At 37.4% G+C, this 14,102-nt stretch carries 19 protein-coding genes and 1 pseudogene; 4 read left to right on the top strand and 16 right to left on the bottom strand.

Going from position 1 to position 14,102, the window contains the following annotated elements:
- Positions 1-20: 20 nt before the first annotated feature.
- Positions 21-1,361, top strand: coding sequence for a methyl-accepting chemotaxis protein (locus Q7A53_RS08650; protein ID WP_411788748.1), 1,341 nt, complete (start codon positions 21-23; stop codon positions 1,359-1,361).
- 198 nt (positions 1,362-1,559) lie between these two features.
- Here Q7A53_RS08650 and Q7A53_RS08655 read toward each other — a convergent pair whose 3' ends face one another.
- The 11 genes from Q7A53_RS08655 to Q7A53_RS08705 all read right to left on the bottom strand — a co-directional run bounded on the left by Q7A53_RS08655 (position 1,560) and on the right by Q7A53_RS08705 (position 8,901).
- The gene (locus Q7A53_RS08655; protein ID WP_411788749.1) at positions 1,560-2,372 is read right to left on the bottom strand and encodes a MerR family transcriptional regulator; all 813 of its coding nucleotides are present in this window, start codon (positions 2,370-2,372) and stop codon (positions 1,560-1,562) included.
- 161 nt (positions 2,373-2,533) lie between these two features.
- Positions 2,534-3,325, bottom strand: a complete 792-nt coding sequence (locus Q7A53_RS08660; RefSeq protein ID WP_411788750.1) for a class I SAM-dependent methyltransferase — start codon at positions 3,323-3,325, stop codon at positions 2,534-2,536.
- 48 nt (positions 3,326-3,373) lie between these two features.
- On the bottom strand, positions 3,374-3,847 hold the full coding sequence (locus Q7A53_RS08665; protein ID WP_411788751.1) for a GNAT family N-acetyltransferase: 474 nt from the start codon (positions 3,845-3,847) through the stop codon (positions 3,374-3,376).
- 105 nt (positions 3,848-3,952) lie between these two features.
- Entirely contained in the window at positions 3,953-4,774 is an 822-nt protein-coding gene (locus Q7A53_RS08670) for a hypothetical protein (RefSeq protein ID WP_411788752.1), read from the bottom strand.
- 47 nt (positions 4,775-4,821) lie between these two features.
- A complete protein-coding gene (locus Q7A53_RS08675; protein WP_411788753.1) occupies positions 4,822-5,343 on the bottom strand; it encodes a GrpB family protein in 522 nt (173 codons plus the stop codon).
- Between the two features lie 44 nt (positions 5,344-5,387).
- A complete protein-coding gene (locus Q7A53_RS08680; RefSeq protein ID WP_411788946.1) occupies positions 5,388-6,104 on the bottom strand; it encodes an LCP family protein in 717 nt (238 codons plus the stop codon).
- Between the two features lie 62 nt (positions 6,105-6,166).
- Positions 6,167-6,934, bottom strand: coding sequence for a hypothetical protein (locus Q7A53_RS08685; RefSeq protein ID WP_411788754.1), 768 nt, complete (start codon positions 6,932-6,934; stop codon positions 6,167-6,169).
- A gap of 111 nt (positions 6,935-7,045) precedes the next feature.
- The gene (locus tag Q7A53_RS08690) at positions 7,046-7,489 is read right to left on the bottom strand and encodes a phosphotransferase (protein WP_411788755.1); all 444 of its coding nucleotides are present in this window, start codon (positions 7,487-7,489) and stop codon (positions 7,046-7,048) included.
- Between the two features lie 15 nt (positions 7,490-7,504).
- On the bottom strand, positions 7,505-7,771 hold the full coding sequence (locus tag Q7A53_RS08695) for a protein kinase family protein (RefSeq protein ID WP_411788756.1): 267 nt from the start codon (positions 7,769-7,771) through the stop codon (positions 7,505-7,507).
- 164 nt (positions 7,772-7,935) lie between these two features.
- Positions 7,936-8,400: a phage tail protein gene (locus Q7A53_RS08700; protein WP_411788757.1), complete on the bottom strand. Its 465-nt coding sequence runs from the start codon at positions 8,398-8,400 to the stop codon at positions 7,936-7,938.
- A gap of 15 nt (positions 8,401-8,415) precedes the next feature.
- Positions 8,416-8,901, bottom strand: a complete 486-nt coding sequence (locus tag Q7A53_RS08705; protein WP_411788758.1) for a GyrI-like domain-containing protein — start codon at positions 8,899-8,901, stop codon at positions 8,416-8,418.
- Positions 8,902-9,012: 111 nt separating this feature from the next.
- Here Q7A53_RS08705 and Q7A53_RS08710 point away from each other — a divergent pair, with 111 nt between their 5' ends.
- Positions 9,013-9,975: a helix-turn-helix transcriptional regulator gene (locus Q7A53_RS08710; RefSeq protein ID WP_411788759.1), complete on the top strand. Its 963-nt coding sequence runs from the start codon at positions 9,013-9,015 to the stop codon at positions 9,973-9,975.
- Between the two features lie 104 nt (positions 9,976-10,079).
- Here the strand turns inward: Q7A53_RS08710 and Q7A53_RS08715 are convergent, their stop codons facing one another.
- Both Q7A53_RS08715 and Q7A53_RS08720 read right to left on the bottom strand, forming a co-directional pair.
- Positions 10,080-10,784 (bottom strand): SAM-dependent methyltransferase, encoded by a 705-nt coding sequence (locus Q7A53_RS08715; RefSeq protein WP_411788760.1) that lies wholly within the window; start codon positions 10,782-10,784, stop codon positions 10,080-10,082.
- A gap of 24 nt (positions 10,785-10,808) precedes the next feature.
- On the bottom strand, positions 10,809-11,312 hold the full coding sequence (locus Q7A53_RS08720; protein ID WP_411788761.1) for a GNAT family N-acetyltransferase: 504 nt from the start codon (positions 11,310-11,312) through the stop codon (positions 10,809-10,811).
- 169 nt (positions 11,313-11,481) lie between these two features.
- Here Q7A53_RS08720 and Q7A53_RS08725 point away from each other — a divergent pair, with 169 nt between their 5' ends.
- Positions 11,482-11,718: a DUF1059 domain-containing protein gene (locus Q7A53_RS08725; RefSeq protein WP_411788762.1), complete on the top strand. Its 237-nt coding sequence runs from the start codon at positions 11,482-11,484 to the stop codon at positions 11,716-11,718.
- A gap of 157 nt (positions 11,719-11,875) precedes the next feature.
- Positions 11,876-12,091, top strand: a complete 216-nt coding sequence (locus Q7A53_RS08730; protein ID WP_411788763.1) for a hypothetical protein — start codon at positions 11,876-11,878, stop codon at positions 12,089-12,091.
- 125 nt (positions 12,092-12,216) lie between these two features.
- Here Q7A53_RS08730 and Q7A53_RS08735 read toward each other — a convergent pair whose 3' ends face one another.
- From Q7A53_RS08735 to Q7A53_RS08745, 3 genes and pseudogenes are all read right to left on the bottom strand, one after another.
- The gene (locus tag Q7A53_RS08735; RefSeq protein ID WP_411788764.1) at positions 12,217-12,816 is read right to left on the bottom strand and encodes a putative immunity protein; all 600 of its coding nucleotides are present in this window, start codon (positions 12,814-12,816) and stop codon (positions 12,217-12,219) included.
- A gap of 82 nt (positions 12,817-12,898) precedes the next feature.
- Positions 12,899-13,063 carry a hypothetical protein gene (locus tag Q7A53_RS08740; RefSeq protein WP_411788765.1) on the bottom strand — a complete coding sequence of 55 codons (165 nt, stop codon included), beginning with the start codon at positions 13,061-13,063 and terminating at the stop codon, positions 12,899-12,901.
- A 444-nt stretch (positions 13,064-13,507) separates the two neighbouring features.
- Positions 13,508-14,065, bottom strand: a pseudogene (locus tag Q7A53_RS08745) (histidine phosphatase family protein).
- Positions 14,066-14,102 lie beyond the last annotated feature (37 nt).

A 14,102-nucleotide genomic window follows, 5' to 3' on the forward strand; every position in this document is an offset into this window, starting at 1 on the left:
AAACTTTCAGGAGTGATTGAATGACACAACCCAATGCAGATACAACGTCAGCACCTATTAGTAACCATACCTATAAAAGCAGTATAAAAATTCCCGGAAGTAAGAGCCTCAGATTGAAGACAGTGGCAGCGGTCATCATCAGTTTATTAATCAGCTCTCCTATTTCTGCTTTTATCAATTCGTATGTACAGCAATTTGTAGATGGAAACTATGGAGTGTATATCAATACCTTTGTCACTCTGTTAATCTCCACAATCCTCATTAGTCTTTTCATTCATTTTATAGTGATCAAACCCTTGAATACAGTGGTAGCTGCGACCAAGAAAGCTGCTGAAGGGGATCTTACCTCCTATATCGAAACAAATGCCAAAGATGAGATTGGACAATTATCAGGTGCCTTCAACGGAATGATCGATAACCTCAGAAAATTAGTGCAAAATGCGAATGAAACGGTCAATAAAGTATCTTCATCTTCAGAAGAATTAAAGCAAAATGCCGAACAAAACAATTCCGCAATTGAACAAATCTCAGGCACGGTACAAGAAGTAGTGTCTGGAGCGGATCATCAAGCTCAAAGTGCCTTACAGCTAAAGGAATCTGCACTAAATATCTCTAAGGAAATGGAATCTTCCTCAGAAGCCATCCTTAACGTAGCAAATTTATCAGATAGCTCGAGTAATCGTGCGAATACAGGAATAAATAAAGTTGAAGCAACCATTGAACAAATGAATCTAGTTCAAAAATCTGTAAGGGAAACATCGAAGAAAATCAATTCTCTAGGTGAAAAATCAAGTGAAATTGGTAATATCATCGAGCTGATTACGCAGATTTCGGAACAAACCAACCTCCTCTCCTTGAATGCAGCCATAGAAGCTGCAAGAGCAGGAGAACATGGGAAAGGATTCGCGGTCGTTGCAGATGAAATAAGGAAGCTTGCTGAGAAATCTTCTGAAGCTGCAGGAGATATTCAGCATCTGATCAATGAAATCCAATCCGATACAGAGAATGCCGTTGAATCCATGAATAATGGCACCGGCATAGTAGATAAAGGGATTATTATGGTGAATGAAACAGGGGAATCATTTGATGTTATTGTTAGAGATATTCAAGAAGTAACTAGACAATTACGAGAAGTATCGGAAACTTCTGAAACCGTTAATATGAGCTCACAGAGAATGACCGAGATGATCAACAATATTGCCTCCATAACGGAACAAACTTCAGCAAGTACGCAAGAAGTAGCAGCTTCCATCGAACAACAAGCAACTGCCATGGAAGAAGTGACATTATCCTCGGTTAATCTTAATAAAATGGCGATTAGTCTACGAGATAACCTAAGTATGTTTAAAGTGACTAACTAACCCTCATCCCTGCACACGTTTTATTGGTTGAGCTTTTATCACCCAGGCACTTAGGTTGAATTGGATGGTAAGGGTATTTCTTAGAGATTTGATGCGTTCTTAATCTCATAAACAAAAATACCCTTTGCAACCCAATTCTCGCGCATCTTGCATATTAGGAATGACCTATCATAGAATAGTAAGTTAACTAAATTGGACTTATTTCTTATTCAAATAGAATACTTCACTCGCTTTCTTGATAAATTCTCTTTCCTGTTCAGGAATCGTATAAGTTTTTGGCTTTTCATCCTCTGGCAAGGAATTAAACTGTTCCCATGATTTCTTCATACCTTCTCTGATTTCCGGATCATCTTGACTATATTGTCTATTCATCTCTTGTAAATACTTCATCAATTCCTGCGCTTCCGTACTATCATGGGAATAATTCTCCTTAACCAGCTTTGTCAGGGTTGCTCTAAAATATTGATACTTTTTCAAGTGCTCCTGATGGTCTTCTTCAGTCCAGCCTCTCGCCGCTAACTTCCGTAAAGTTTTAGTTGAATAAGATTCCTTTGCTAGCTTCCTCATTGTTTTACGATCACTATTGTTTAAATACTGATCTACCCAGTCTGGCTTTAAGTCCATTTGTGTAACTTGGATCAATTCTGTAATTAAATCATAATTCATTTGATTGGTATGCAGCGACTGCTCAACCTTCTCAATTGCGCCAATGATTTGATCAATTTGCAAACGTCTCCCCTTCATCATTACTTTCTGCTGTTCAAGTCTTTGAGACAGGTCTTCTGGATGAAGAGAGAGATTAGCTTGAATTTCATTTAATGAAAAACCAAGAAATTTAAAAGACAGGATGGATTGAAGTCTGGTAAAATCCTCATCCGTATATAATTTATATCCTGATTTATCGTAGATGGACGGAACAAGCAAGCCCCGTTTGTCATAATAACGCAGTGTTCGAACAGAAACAGATGCTCTTTTTGCAAATTCTTTAATGTGATATCCCTTTTGATCCAAGTGTTACACCTCCTTTTATCAAAGGATAAGCTGTTACGCTGCGTCACTGTCAACCTATCTAAAAAAGTTCTAATCTCTTTATATATCTCAATTTAACTCTCTATAAAAAAGAGAAATTATCTTATAATAGACAATCTCTCTTGGGGACTCAAAAATTACATTTACTTTCTACCAACCTTTACTGAAAGAGTCACAGTTTCTCTAAACTGATCAACATCAGAAAACTCCATCAATGCATTTATTACCTCTTTCTCAAACTTATCAATTTCTTTACCAAGAAATCGTTTTGAGCCATATGAAGTTGAATATAAGTTTCCTAGAATTGATTCGCAATTCCAATTAATTTCATATTCAGGTAAAGTGTAGACTTCTGCCTTGAATTTCGAATTTGATATAACTTCTTCGTGACTAATAACTGGATGAGAATAAGTTTGCTTTCCCGCTTTTCTCTCTTTTCCATACCACTTTTTAATAATTTCATTTAATTTTAACTGCCAAGGGCGGAGCGATTTACCGGGCTCATAGTTATCAATAATGGCTACTCCGCCGCCTTTTGGAATTACCTCATATAATTCATCTAAAATCACAGATCTGTTCATCCAGTGAAAGGCCTTGGCAATTGTTACAAGATTAAAATGTTCATTGTATACGGCTTTATACTGCTCCAAGCGCCCGTTAAACCACTGAATTTCCCCAAGTCTTATCTCCTGCTGCAGGCGTTTAGCTTCCTCTATCATTTCCGCCTCCGCATCGATACCTACTATTTTTGTACACCAATCTGCAAGCCGCAATGTAAGATGGCCAGTTCCACAACCTAGATCAAGCAGAGTTTGTTCTCCATTTAGAGAAAACTCCTGCACTAAGAATCTTACAAGAGAAGCAGGATAAATCGGCCTATATTTTGAATAATAACTAGCCGCACCTTTAAATAGGTCAACCCCATAATCTTTCAAATTTTTAACCACCTTGCTGATAGTAAGATATAATCTATTTAGCACAAATCAGTTCATGTGTTTGACAAATAGAACCCTATCTTGCCCTGGTCCATCATAATCAGATGACACAGCAATTCCATCAATTACTTTATCTCCACCCTTAATGGCGAAACCCATCTTTGTATGATATGCCACCGATGCTCTGTTTACTGGTGAAGTAATTGCTTTTACTATAGACCTGCCTTTCATTAGGGCAGCTTTATAGAATTCCCCATATAGATGTTTACCAATATTATTCTTACGATGATCGGGGTGAACTCCCACAAAATGTATGTACGCTTCTTCTTTCTTAGATTGCGACATAAAACCAATTAAAAAACCTATTATTTCCCCGTTTTTTTCTGCAATAAAGCTCGTATTATTAAAATGATCAAAGAATAACTTTGGGAGCAGACTTGACATTTCTCTTCCGCCCCACCATTCGTTAATTAAAGGGGAAAGAACATAATAATCTGAGCTCTCTAAGAATCGTATATTCATTTCTAACGCCTCCCATTGCATAACCTGTCCTCTGTTAAAAATAAATATGTCTTGAGGAACAGGGATTTCATACTAACCGTGGATCCAATTGTGCATTAGAAATATTCAATTGAGTTTGATATTATCATTTGCTATTTCAACTTGCACAAAGTCTCCTAAGGCATGCGGCACACCCAAAGCCACAACGATGGAATCGTCCGTTAAATAAGTGAAGGCGGTTGAAGCCTCCATGTCGTCTGCTTGAGAAAGTTTACTGGCCAGCTCTTCAATCGTTAATGTTGATAGATATTTTTTTATTTCTTTACTGTAATCAGAGGAGTTGGTTGATAAAATCTTCCCTTCTTTAAATGCCTTAACAAATTTGTCATCAACTGTGACTAAATCACGTAACCGTTCCTTTTCACCTGTTTGAAGATTGACTATAGTTGAATAAAAAAGGTTGACTGGATAACTTTGGTTTGGACTCGTTATGAGTCCTTGATAGGTAAAACTAGCGAATTTATCATTAAGGAGCGTGGTGTCATATTTTATGTCTCCTGAATACCCTTCATACAAACCATGTTCAAAGAAATAAGCCGCGTCCTTAGTAATAACTCCGTTAATTCGTTGTGCTTTCTCAGAATCTTCATTAGACAATTGGGGGTATTCGACACTTATTTTATCTCTTGTGTAATGTTTATTCGTAAAGCTCGTTGTTTCTTGATCATCAGTTGCAGTATGTATTTCTCCGTCTGTTTCCATCTTATCGTTCGTTGTAATTTGCTGACTTTCACTTCCTTTACTCTTATCCTCTTTCGTGGTTGTTTGCTGACTTTCAGATTCCTTGTTTTCTATCCCAGAACCCTGAGCTATATCACTATTTTCGTTACCGCACGCTGATAGTAACAATAGTGAGACTGTACCGGCAATCATTATATTATTCTTCATTCATCCACCCCTAATGGCTTTAATTACATGATCAATTTACTTGAATATCAAGAACTTTCCCATTTACTATTAAGCCACTCTATAGCTTTTTTCTCCATTTCTGAAACAAATGCTTTTTTTGCAGGACTGTAATCCTTGGTGAATTCATATTTCTCGGCCAGTTCTTCTTTAAACAGACTGTACCTCCTTGCCTCCTCTGGATGGGAAAGAAGATAATCTCTCATGATCAAGTGACGTTCGATTTGAGGGTTATCCATTTGATAAAAATGGATATGGTGAGTCCTCTTGTCTCCCCCTTTACGAAATAATCTTCTTCCTTTAATGCCCCAATCACCAGCTGCGTCATAGCCTAATGAATGCATTTGTTCATTATATTCATCTATTCTTTCAATATCCTTTACTAAGCACATCATATCGATCACTGGCTTTGCTTTCATGCCCGGCACTGATGTGCTGCCGAAATGCTCAAACGAAAGAATTTCATCGCCGAAGATCGTACTTAATACATCTGCTTCCTCATTAAACATGCGCTTCCAATCTTCTGTATACTCCCTTAATCTGACCCTCATTTTATCCCCCTTTATTAACAAGTATTATTAATTTAATTAGGGTATTAGCGTTTTTCATTCCCTAGGGCGGATTCACTTGTCTCTGAACCGTGTAAAAATGCTTGAATATCCTGTTTAGTCTGAACCTCATTATGAGCTACGACCAACCCTACAGGGTACTCTTTTCTTTCTGGCCAAACTTTATTTTGCTCAGGGACACTAGCGGTTTGTATATCATCGACTGGGTTTAATAAGAATGATTTCCCTAAACTTAGGATTTCTTTACCTTCCATATTTGTATCTAAATATGGACCAATATTTCCAAGCATTCTAGGTGCTTTGATGACACCATTAAAGGAAACTAGTTCATTTTTTAATAGTTTAATAACCTTTTGCTGTCGTCTTACCCGACCAAAATCCCCATCTTTGCCGTACCTATAACGGGCATATCCCAGTAAATCTTCACCTTCAAGGGTCTGTTTTCCCTTTTTAAGATCAAGGTCTATAGTTCCCGAACCATCTTTATACTTCATGTCCTCTTCTACGTTAACTTTTAGACCATCTGGAGCAAGAGTGTTCGTAATTTGGATAAATCCATTAAAATCAATTATTGCATAATACTCTAAGTCCACTCCGAAATTTTCGGATATCGTTTTACGCAACAGTTCAGGACCACCGAATGCAAAAGCAGCATTAATCTTGTTGTACCCGTGCCCTGGAATATTTACATAGGTATCTCTCATCACAGATGCCATCTTAGCCGTTCCTTTTTTCGGATCAATTTAATTCCCTCCTTGAGAAAACTTCAACTGTGATTCATCATGACTTTCTTTTACTAGAAATTTTATGTAAGCCATAATTTCTTAGCTTGTTCAGTTGATAAATGAAGTGTCTGAATAATAAAATCATCGATATAGTCAAGACTCGATTTCTTCCATTCTTCATATATCTTTAATAGTTCCACCGGGTCTCCAGACAGATAATGTTCCGTGATAAAAGTTATGGCAAAAGATGCCCGCCAATAATCAAATAGAGCTCCTGAAAATCCACCTTTATCCGATTCCCCAAACTTTTTCAGGGAGTACTCACCAAAAGCAGGTGAATACTCATCTATTAAATTCTTTTCTATGGTATGGATGTTAGCAAACTGATCTTTATCCATTAATAGCTTTCTTGGAAGATAAAAACAGGTACCTTCTTCAAACCACATATTAGAATCGTTATGGTCCTCAAAGTTATTGAACATTTCTAAGTGATGGGTCCATTCATGAGCAATAATAGTAGCAATGTCGGCGAGATTCAGTTCTTTAAAATACCTTTGGGCACCTTTACAATTAGAATTATGGATAGCTTCCAAATAGATTCTTTTCCATACTCCCAGTTCAGGACAGATATGTATTAATTCTCTAGAGGTATAAGCAGGCAGCGGCGTATCTGAATAAACTGACGCTGCCGATTCGAAGTCATGATATATAATGCCCTTGGGTTCGTTTACCTTCCCTATTTCACTAATTTTAGCTTTAAACTTCTCCATAAATTCAGATAGCTGATTTCCATGCAGCACCACACTCTTTAAATTAGCAGGATCTGTAACGGAGTAGGCAACTTTCATATTCTCCACACTTCTTTCCGTTAAATTCTTTCTCTTATAGGTTTTAGAGTCTGTATTTCAGTGGACTATGGAAATTGTCCTAAGAAGAGAAATTAAGACTGCACTAAATCATTACAAGTCGTGATTAAGCCAATGAAGAAGTTTTGGGATGGTCTGATCATATTGCTTTAGTTCTTTTATTGTTTCTATTACTTGAATGACTCCCAACTTTTGTTCTTCTTCATCTGAACATTCAATTCTCAAGGCACGTTTAAGATTATATTCAAGCCAGTTTAACTTTCCTAAGTATCCGTTATCTAATACCAAACTCCAATCCGCTTGAAGTTTGCCGCAATTACCTTGATATCCATATATAACGGAAAAAAATTTGTCTTTATCAATGGTTCCCCTCTTGTCTTCGGACCAATATAAAGCTGTTTCAATCACGTCCTGCATAGGATTTATGAAACCGGCAGACTCCCAGTCAATAATAATGGGATTGTTTTCTTTCCACAGAACATTTTTCGGATCTAAATCCCTGTGACTAATCACCATCGTAGTTGACAGTATTTTCATTCATACCATGATCGTTTAAATCCAGACCTGAAAAATCTGTTTGATAGATACCGCCAAGAATAGCACCCATTTTTCTGCAATGAAGAGGATTAATTTCTTTTCGTTTGAGAACTGTGGATTCAATACTTTCACGGCATATTTTCCTTCTGTGGTTGTTATAGCATACATTCTATGTAGAAGACCTCCGGAGATGGGTTCAGGATGCCCTATCGCTTTTCCTAACTGAGCCTCATAACATAACCGTTCAAATGGTAAATCACGTAGATAATTATTCATCTTCATCCCCAACTCCCTCCACTTACCTACTGTCAATTATTTCAATAAATCAGGTATTAAACAATACTAAAAATAAAAGAGCTTCCCTTATGCCAGGAAAGCCCTTCTTATATGGAGAAAGCAGTCAAAAACTAAAGGTTGAGAATAAAATATTCTCGTTACTGCCTTCCTTAATATTCTCCTTTAATTACGAAATATGAGCCGCGGATTGTTCCCGCAAGTTTAGATTTCTGCCTTGCAAATTTAAATTTTCCTTCTAACTCTTTTGGTACTTCCATCCCCTCAGAAAGCTTAAAACCAACTGCTCGCTTCTTAGGGGTGTCAACCGTATACATGACATTGACCTCAAGACCGTCTTCATAAAAGACGTAAGCAAATTTAATATTTTCCAATTGAAATCTTGACGTTTCTAAAGGTTTGGCAGCAAACTCAATATCACGTTCTTCTTTCAAAATACGATTCACATATTCAATAGTTTCCTGACTTTCGCTTGCGGGTACAATCGTAAATTCATGGTTGTATTTGTTCATAAAGTATCGGGCTTCATGTGCACGGAGACCAGCAAGCTCAGTTGATACAGGCGATGACTCTAAGCCAACCTCAGACACCTGTTTAAAATCAACGGTTTTGGTCATTTTCAACTCTCCTTTCTATTTCCTAACGACAGGAATCCACATTTCACCACTAACTACGCCGTCTCGCTGTTCCATCTCGACCATTGCATTGGGTCCGCCAACATAGTCTACTTCCTTTGCTTCTGGCAGTGCTTGGCCAAAGGCAGCGCCTGTAAGCGTAATATGCAGTTCATCAGCCGTCTGCTCTTCCCCTTTAACCACCAGGTATTCCCCTTTAGGAAAATGGATGACTCTCGCATCTTCTGGAGTTTGATCCAAGCTTTCTGGCATTACGCCAGCGTAATGCATCATCTTGTTATTCACTGCTTCATTCACTGCAAAAATGTAGTCGTTGGCCGCAATAGATTTTAACGTCTCAAGCCTGCCATCTTCACTGACTGCATGCCAGAAACTGGACTTTTCCTTATTGATGCCTGCAAAATCTGTATAATCACTCGTAAGCTCTGTTCCCAATCCGATAACGGTGAAGCTTTCTTTTTCCTCCAGAGTATAATTTCCCATATGAATACCATCCTTTTTCAGAGATTTTTTCCAAATGAATTGTCTTCTTTACTTGATAGGTATATCATAACCTTAAATCATGTCAAAAATTGAAACTGTTTAGGAGACGCCATGAAAAAAGTTGAACGGATAAATATTATTATGCGCTATATTAACAACCGAGCCCATTTTACAATTACTGAAATCATGCAGGAATTTAACATCTCTCGTTCCACAGCGATCAGAGATATTAAAGAAATTGAATCTTTAGGGATGCCCCTAGTCGCTGAAGTTGGAAGGGATGGGGGTTACTTTGTTATGTCCAACTCCGTCCTGCCAGATGTTCACTTTACCGATAGCGAAGTCAAAGCTCTTTTTATTGCCTTTATGGCTACAAGAAACCAGCAGCTCCCTTATCTAAAAAGCCGTCAATCTTTAGCCGAAAAGCTATTGGGACTTCTTACAGAAAACCAGCAGGATGACCTTGTTCTTTTAAATCAAATCTTGCTTTTTTCTGGCACTAATCCTCATAATCCAGATCTGCTCAATCTCTCAGACCTCCCCCATCCTATAGTAGAGAAACTTATTCTTACTCTTCTTTCCAATCGCTATTTAAAAATTACGATCAAAGAAGAGAACGTCCTACAATCATACCAAATTTATCTATTGCATCTTTATCATGAAAAAAGCTTCTGGTTGATTGAGGGTTTTGACTTGCAAGAAGAAAAGAAGCTGATTTTTCCTGTCGACCATCTCATGGATGTTCAACCCTCCGAAATGAAAAAAGGATTAAGTAAGGTCAAGATAGAAGAATTACTAAGTAACCAGAAAGAATTGATCAACCTTGTTCTGGAACTTGGCCCAACAGCGATAGCTCAGTTCAAGAAGCACCATCCCTTTAAAACTTCCCTTTCCTATACGAATCCTCACCACTCAACCGCCATTCTTAAGACCTTTATCAATGTGAAGAATCCCGCAGAATTGACCGAAATGGCCAATTGGCTGCTTTTTCTAGGGGAAGAGATCACAGTGAGGGAAATGCCAGAAGAAGTCGTTAAAGTTATCCAAGATAGATTACGTTTATACTACCCATAAACATCAAACCTATAAAAAGAAAACAAGGAGGATTTGGCATCCCCTTCATGCAGAGCATTGTTACTAAACAAAAGGACAGCGGAATACCGCTGCCCTTTGAAAGCTTAATGATTTTTATTCACCTTTAACATAGAATTGGCTCCCTTTTGAAACTCGTATGGAACCTTTACTTCTTCAACATAACAGCCATTATCCTTTAAATATTGGATTACATGATCAAGGTGTTCATATCTATTGCCTTCTAAATCAACCAAGGGAAAGACTCTCAACTCTTCTTTTGCCACTCTAAGTAATTCATTAAGAGTGTCCAGGTGAAACTGTAGATTTAACCGATCTGCATACGTAAATAAGAAATGCGCAGACAAAACCATGTCAAAATCGTTATCCTTGAATGGCAAGGCTGGCAATTGAACCGGGAGATATCGCTCGCTGTTCTTGTTCATATCTTCTATGCATGAATGTAAAGCCCTCTCTCGATATTCTTGTAACTGATTGAGATCCTGAAAGTAATCCCATATGTAATTACTTTCCGCATTCTTCATATGAGTTAAGGCATGCTGAAGATCCTCCCGTCCTTTCGTTACGAGATCTTCTGCAGGGTGATCATAGGCAATATCAGCCGCCATGGTATTCCATCCTTTTAATTGACCTGAAGCCGCAAATGAACAGGCTCCAGATGGACAGTCGAGTATTTTTTTACCTTTCAAATCTCCTTCTGACAACATAAACATGTCCATATATTCTTCGTATGTTCTGCCAATAAAAATAACCTTATCCAAATCTAACTTTGTTTTAGTCCCCCTGCTCATTCAAACTCCCCTTTTCCAATTTTTTCAGAAATACAATACCATATGGTCGATATCTATGTAATGGTCCTCCAACTTTAATGCTTTCTTATCTGTTCCAAAAAATTCAAAGCCTGACGATAGATATAACTGTCTGGCAGCTTTGTTTTCTGACGCAACCGTTAAGTATATTTGCTCGATCCCTTGTATTCTTTGGGCATGCTGAATAGCTTGCTCGATTAATTTCCTGCCTATGTTATTCCCGCGTTTTTCTGGGATTACATAGGTAGATACTATGTTTGCTCTATGACTAAGCTTTTGTTTTGTCTCTGTTACTAGAGTAGCTATACCGACCAGTTGACCATCTTCAACTGCCCCTACTGTTATGGACGGGCTTTGAGGATTTAATCTGCTTTGATATAATTCTACGGGCCGTTCTTTTTCCTCTTCATAACTGGAAGCAAAGGCTTCTGGATTGGTTTGTAAAGATTGAAGCCTGACTTCAAGGTACCGTTCAACATCTTGTTCGTTTAATCTTTGAATCTCCATCATTGTTTTTCCTCCTGATAACCTGATATTGTTCTCGTCGTAAAAAAAGCTGTCCACTATTCTCATATTCTCTAATTTATGCTCTTTATCCTCCACTCTCTCCTCCGGCAGGAAGTAGTGATGTATATGTTACTATAGATACAATAACACTGAAGAAAAGGAGGCAGTAATTATGAAGACGATGACTTGTAAACAACTCGGAGGAGCATGCGAGCAAAAATTTCATGCCAATACTTTTGAGGAGATGGCAGAAAAAAGCCAAAAACATGGCATGGAAATGTATCAAAAAGGAGACGAAAAGCATATTTCAGCTATGAATGAAATGAAAGAACTTATGGAAAATCCAGAAGCCATCCAGATTTGGTATGAAAGGAAAAAAGAAGAATTTAACGCATTACCAGATGAGTAATTCCTTAACCTCCATCTAGTATGCACTCAATAGAAAGTTGACCTATCTTTCCCTAATTTTGAAAATAGGTCATTCATTTATGGGTGACCTTTTCTAATTACTTAGTTTAAACTGAGAGATAATTAAGTACACATTCGCAAAAAGGAAGGTTCTTTCAATGATGTATAAATATTCTGATTTAGTTGAAGCCAAGCGTCAAATTGACTCAACTTTAAACAAACTAAGAGAAACAGTAAAAACTTTTGATGCCAAAGAAAATCCTGCGAAGTATAAATCTCAAATAACATTAGCTAAAAGACGAATCGAAGCATTTGAAATTTCTGTGTTTCTTATTGAAAAAGAATTAAATGAGTTTAATACAAAAATGGAGTAGTGCGAAAATCCCCTTCCATTTTTGAATTATCCAGCAAATTTGTAACATTTAAACTTACAAGACTTGCCCTCTTTCCACGTCTAAAAATTTCACTCGCCACACCCTTAAATCTTTTCTCAGTCTGCTCAACTATTAAACCTTTCCTTTTGCCTTTTCTCACTCAATAATTTTTCCTTATTAGGTTTCGTGTTATCTAGTAAAAAACCAGCCCATTCAAGTCCAAGCTTATCAGTGTTTTCCTGCCAGTATAATAGTCGCTTATAGTAGTCATTGATCTTTTCGCTAACCGGCACTTGGAAATCATCTCTTCCGTATTTATGAACGATTGAAGTCAGTTCGTAAATAGGTAATCCTATTGCGTGTGTTTCCACATGCACAGTAGCACCAGCATGACCAATCGCTTGGCATAAGGTTCCGTATTCAATCTCCTCAATTTCTTTTGCAGCGGTATGAGCGGCTAGTATTGCCTTCTTGGCAGCGGGCATTTTTATTTTCCCCCTTGCCCAGTCTTCACATCGTTCTAGACAAGTCCGCGGCCTCGGTTCATGAGGGTATTTAGCTTCTATTTGACCTAAGGGTGTCTTTGCACAATCAAGAACCCACATAACAAGAGTTCTATGAGTCTGCAGTTGAATAAGCTCTACCAACTCCTGCAAACAAAGGCTGTCACGAGAGAACAATAACTTATTCTTTCTCTTCAATTTCTCTTCTACGTCTGAATACATAGGATCTTCTCCTTAATTAAATTCTGGGTGATCTATTCTTTGTCAGCACTACTTACTCTAGATCGTATAGGTAAAAGGATATTTAATCAGGACTCAGTTTTTCAACAAATAATAGGATAAGTGTCGCTAATGGACCTATAACCAGCGAAAGTAAAAACCAGTTTAATCCCGTTCTATTTTTTCCTTGAGCAAGCGCAGCATTTATTAATGCTAGTGTTCCCCAGCCTACAAAGTATTGATTGTCCATCTTAACTTCCTTTCCACTTCTACATATTCCGACTTCTCATTTATGTACAAAACTAAGATTTAAACCTTTCCATCCCTTAAGGTCACTATATTACCCAATTGCCTATCATGACTAATAGGCAAATCTTATGATTGAAGATTTGCCTCATTGTTCTGAGAGGCTTTAACAATCAACATATATAGCAAGAAAATTCCCCCTTTAGAAGCAAATTCCATATTTCACAACTAACAAGGATTCGGTTATCTTCAGAATCTAATAACCTAAACATTCTATAAAATGAAAGGATATTCCTTCTAATCACCTTCTCCCATTTATGTAACCCATTATTTTTCAGTAACTCATAATTCCAATGCGACTGCCCTTGTTGAACAACGGCCACTTATTTCGTAGTCCTTCCCACTGTTTTTATGTTTCGTAATACTATTGGTTATCTCTTAAATCACGTCATATCCTTTGTACTTTCACTAATTCTTGTTCTTTGAATTCCATTCTATACATGTCAGGTTTAGATGTGTTATACAAGAAGTCTAAATCATAGGTGCGATCGAAAAACCCCCATTAAGGTCATAACAGCTCCATGAGTCCCTATGACAATTTTCTTCTCTCGAAAAGTTTCTAACAATTCTTTAAAGACGGTTATAGCCCTTTTTTGACATTCAGCATTAGATTCTCCTCCCTCTACAGAGTAATTTGAATCCAAAAATGACTTTTCCAATATAGATGCTAATTCCTTATCAGCTAATCTATTATCTTCAAGTGAAAATACCCTCTCCTTTAAATTTCATTGATTATTACTTCTTGTCCTATTTGCTGTGCTGTCTTTTCAACGGTTAAAATGGAGCGCGTGTACGGACTGGAAATAACCGCTTCTATCCTTTCATTCTTAAATATGTCTGCTACTCGCTGTGCATCTAAATAACCTTTACTGGTTAACCCTCTTGTTCTTTCATTACCTTCTTTAGGCGATTCACCGTGTCTTACTAAATAAACTATTGTACTCAATATCGTTTCCTCCCACAATCTCACCTATATACTAACC

Source organism: Halobacillus rhizosphaerae (assembly GCF_046719735.1).
In the GTDB taxonomy this organism is placed as follows: Bacteria; Bacillota; Bacilli; order Bacillales; family Halobacillaceae; genus Halobacillus_B; species Halobacillus_B rhizosphaerae.

Excerpts from the sequence above, each read along its gene's own strand:
- Q7A53_RS08650 (WP_411788748.1), top strand. The coding sequence starts at position 21 with ATGACACAACCCAATGCAGATACAACGTCAGCACCTATTAGTAACCAT.
- Q7A53_RS08705 (WP_411788758.1), bottom strand. The coding sequence starts at position 8,901 with ATGGGAAATTATACTCTGGAGGAAAAAGAAAGCTTCACCGTTATCGGA.
- Q7A53_RS08675 (WP_411788753.1), bottom strand. The coding sequence starts at position 5,343 with ATGAGGGTCAGATTAAGGGAGTATACAGAAGATTGGAAGCGCATGTTT.
- Q7A53_RS08715 (WP_411788760.1), bottom strand. The coding sequence starts at position 10,784 with ATGAGCAGGGGGACTAAAACAAAGTTAGATTTGGATAAGGTTATTTTT.
- Q7A53_RS08720 (WP_411788761.1), bottom strand. The coding sequence starts at position 11,312 with ATGATGGAGATTCAAAGATTAAACGAACAAGATGTTGAACGGTACCTT.
- Q7A53_RS08700 (WP_411788757.1), bottom strand. The coding sequence starts at position 8,400 with ATGACCAAAACCGTTGATTTTAAACAGGTGTCTGAGGTTGGCTTAGAG.
- Q7A53_RS08695 (WP_411788756.1), bottom strand. The coding sequence starts at position 7,771 with ATGAAGATGAATAATTATCTACGTGATTTACCATTTGAACGGTTATGT.
- Q7A53_RS08740 (WP_411788765.1), bottom strand. The coding sequence starts at position 13,063 with ATGGACAATCAATACTTTGTAGGCTGGGGAACACTAGCATTAATAAAT.
- Q7A53_RS08690 (WP_411788755.1), bottom strand. The coding sequence starts at position 7,489 with ATGAAAATACTGTCAACTACGATGGTGATTAGTCACAGGGATTTAGAT.
- Q7A53_RS08665 (WP_411788751.1), bottom strand. The coding sequence starts at position 3,847 with ATGAATATACGATTCTTAGAGAGCTCAGATTATTATGTTCTTTCCCCT.
- Q7A53_RS08685 (WP_411788754.1), bottom strand. The coding sequence starts at position 6,934 with ATGAAAGTTGCCTACTCCGTTACAGATCCTGCTAATTTAAAGAGTGTG.
- Q7A53_RS08725 (WP_411788762.1), top strand. The coding sequence starts at position 11,482 with ATGAAGACGATGACTTGTAAACAACTCGGAGGAGCATGCGAGCAAAAA.
- Q7A53_RS08735 (WP_411788764.1), bottom strand. The coding sequence starts at position 12,816 with ATGTATTCAGACGTAGAAGAGAAATTGAAGAGAAAGAATAAGTTATTG.
- Q7A53_RS08710 (WP_411788759.1), top strand. The coding sequence starts at position 9,013 with ATGAAAAAAGTTGAACGGATAAATATTATTATGCGCTATATTAACAAC.
- Q7A53_RS08730 (WP_411788763.1), top strand. The coding sequence starts at position 11,876 with ATGATGTATAAATATTCTGATTTAGTTGAAGCCAAGCGTCAAATTGAC.
- Q7A53_RS08670 (WP_411788752.1), bottom strand. The coding sequence starts at position 4,774 with ATGAAGAATAATATAATGATTGCCGGTACAGTCTCACTATTGTTACTA.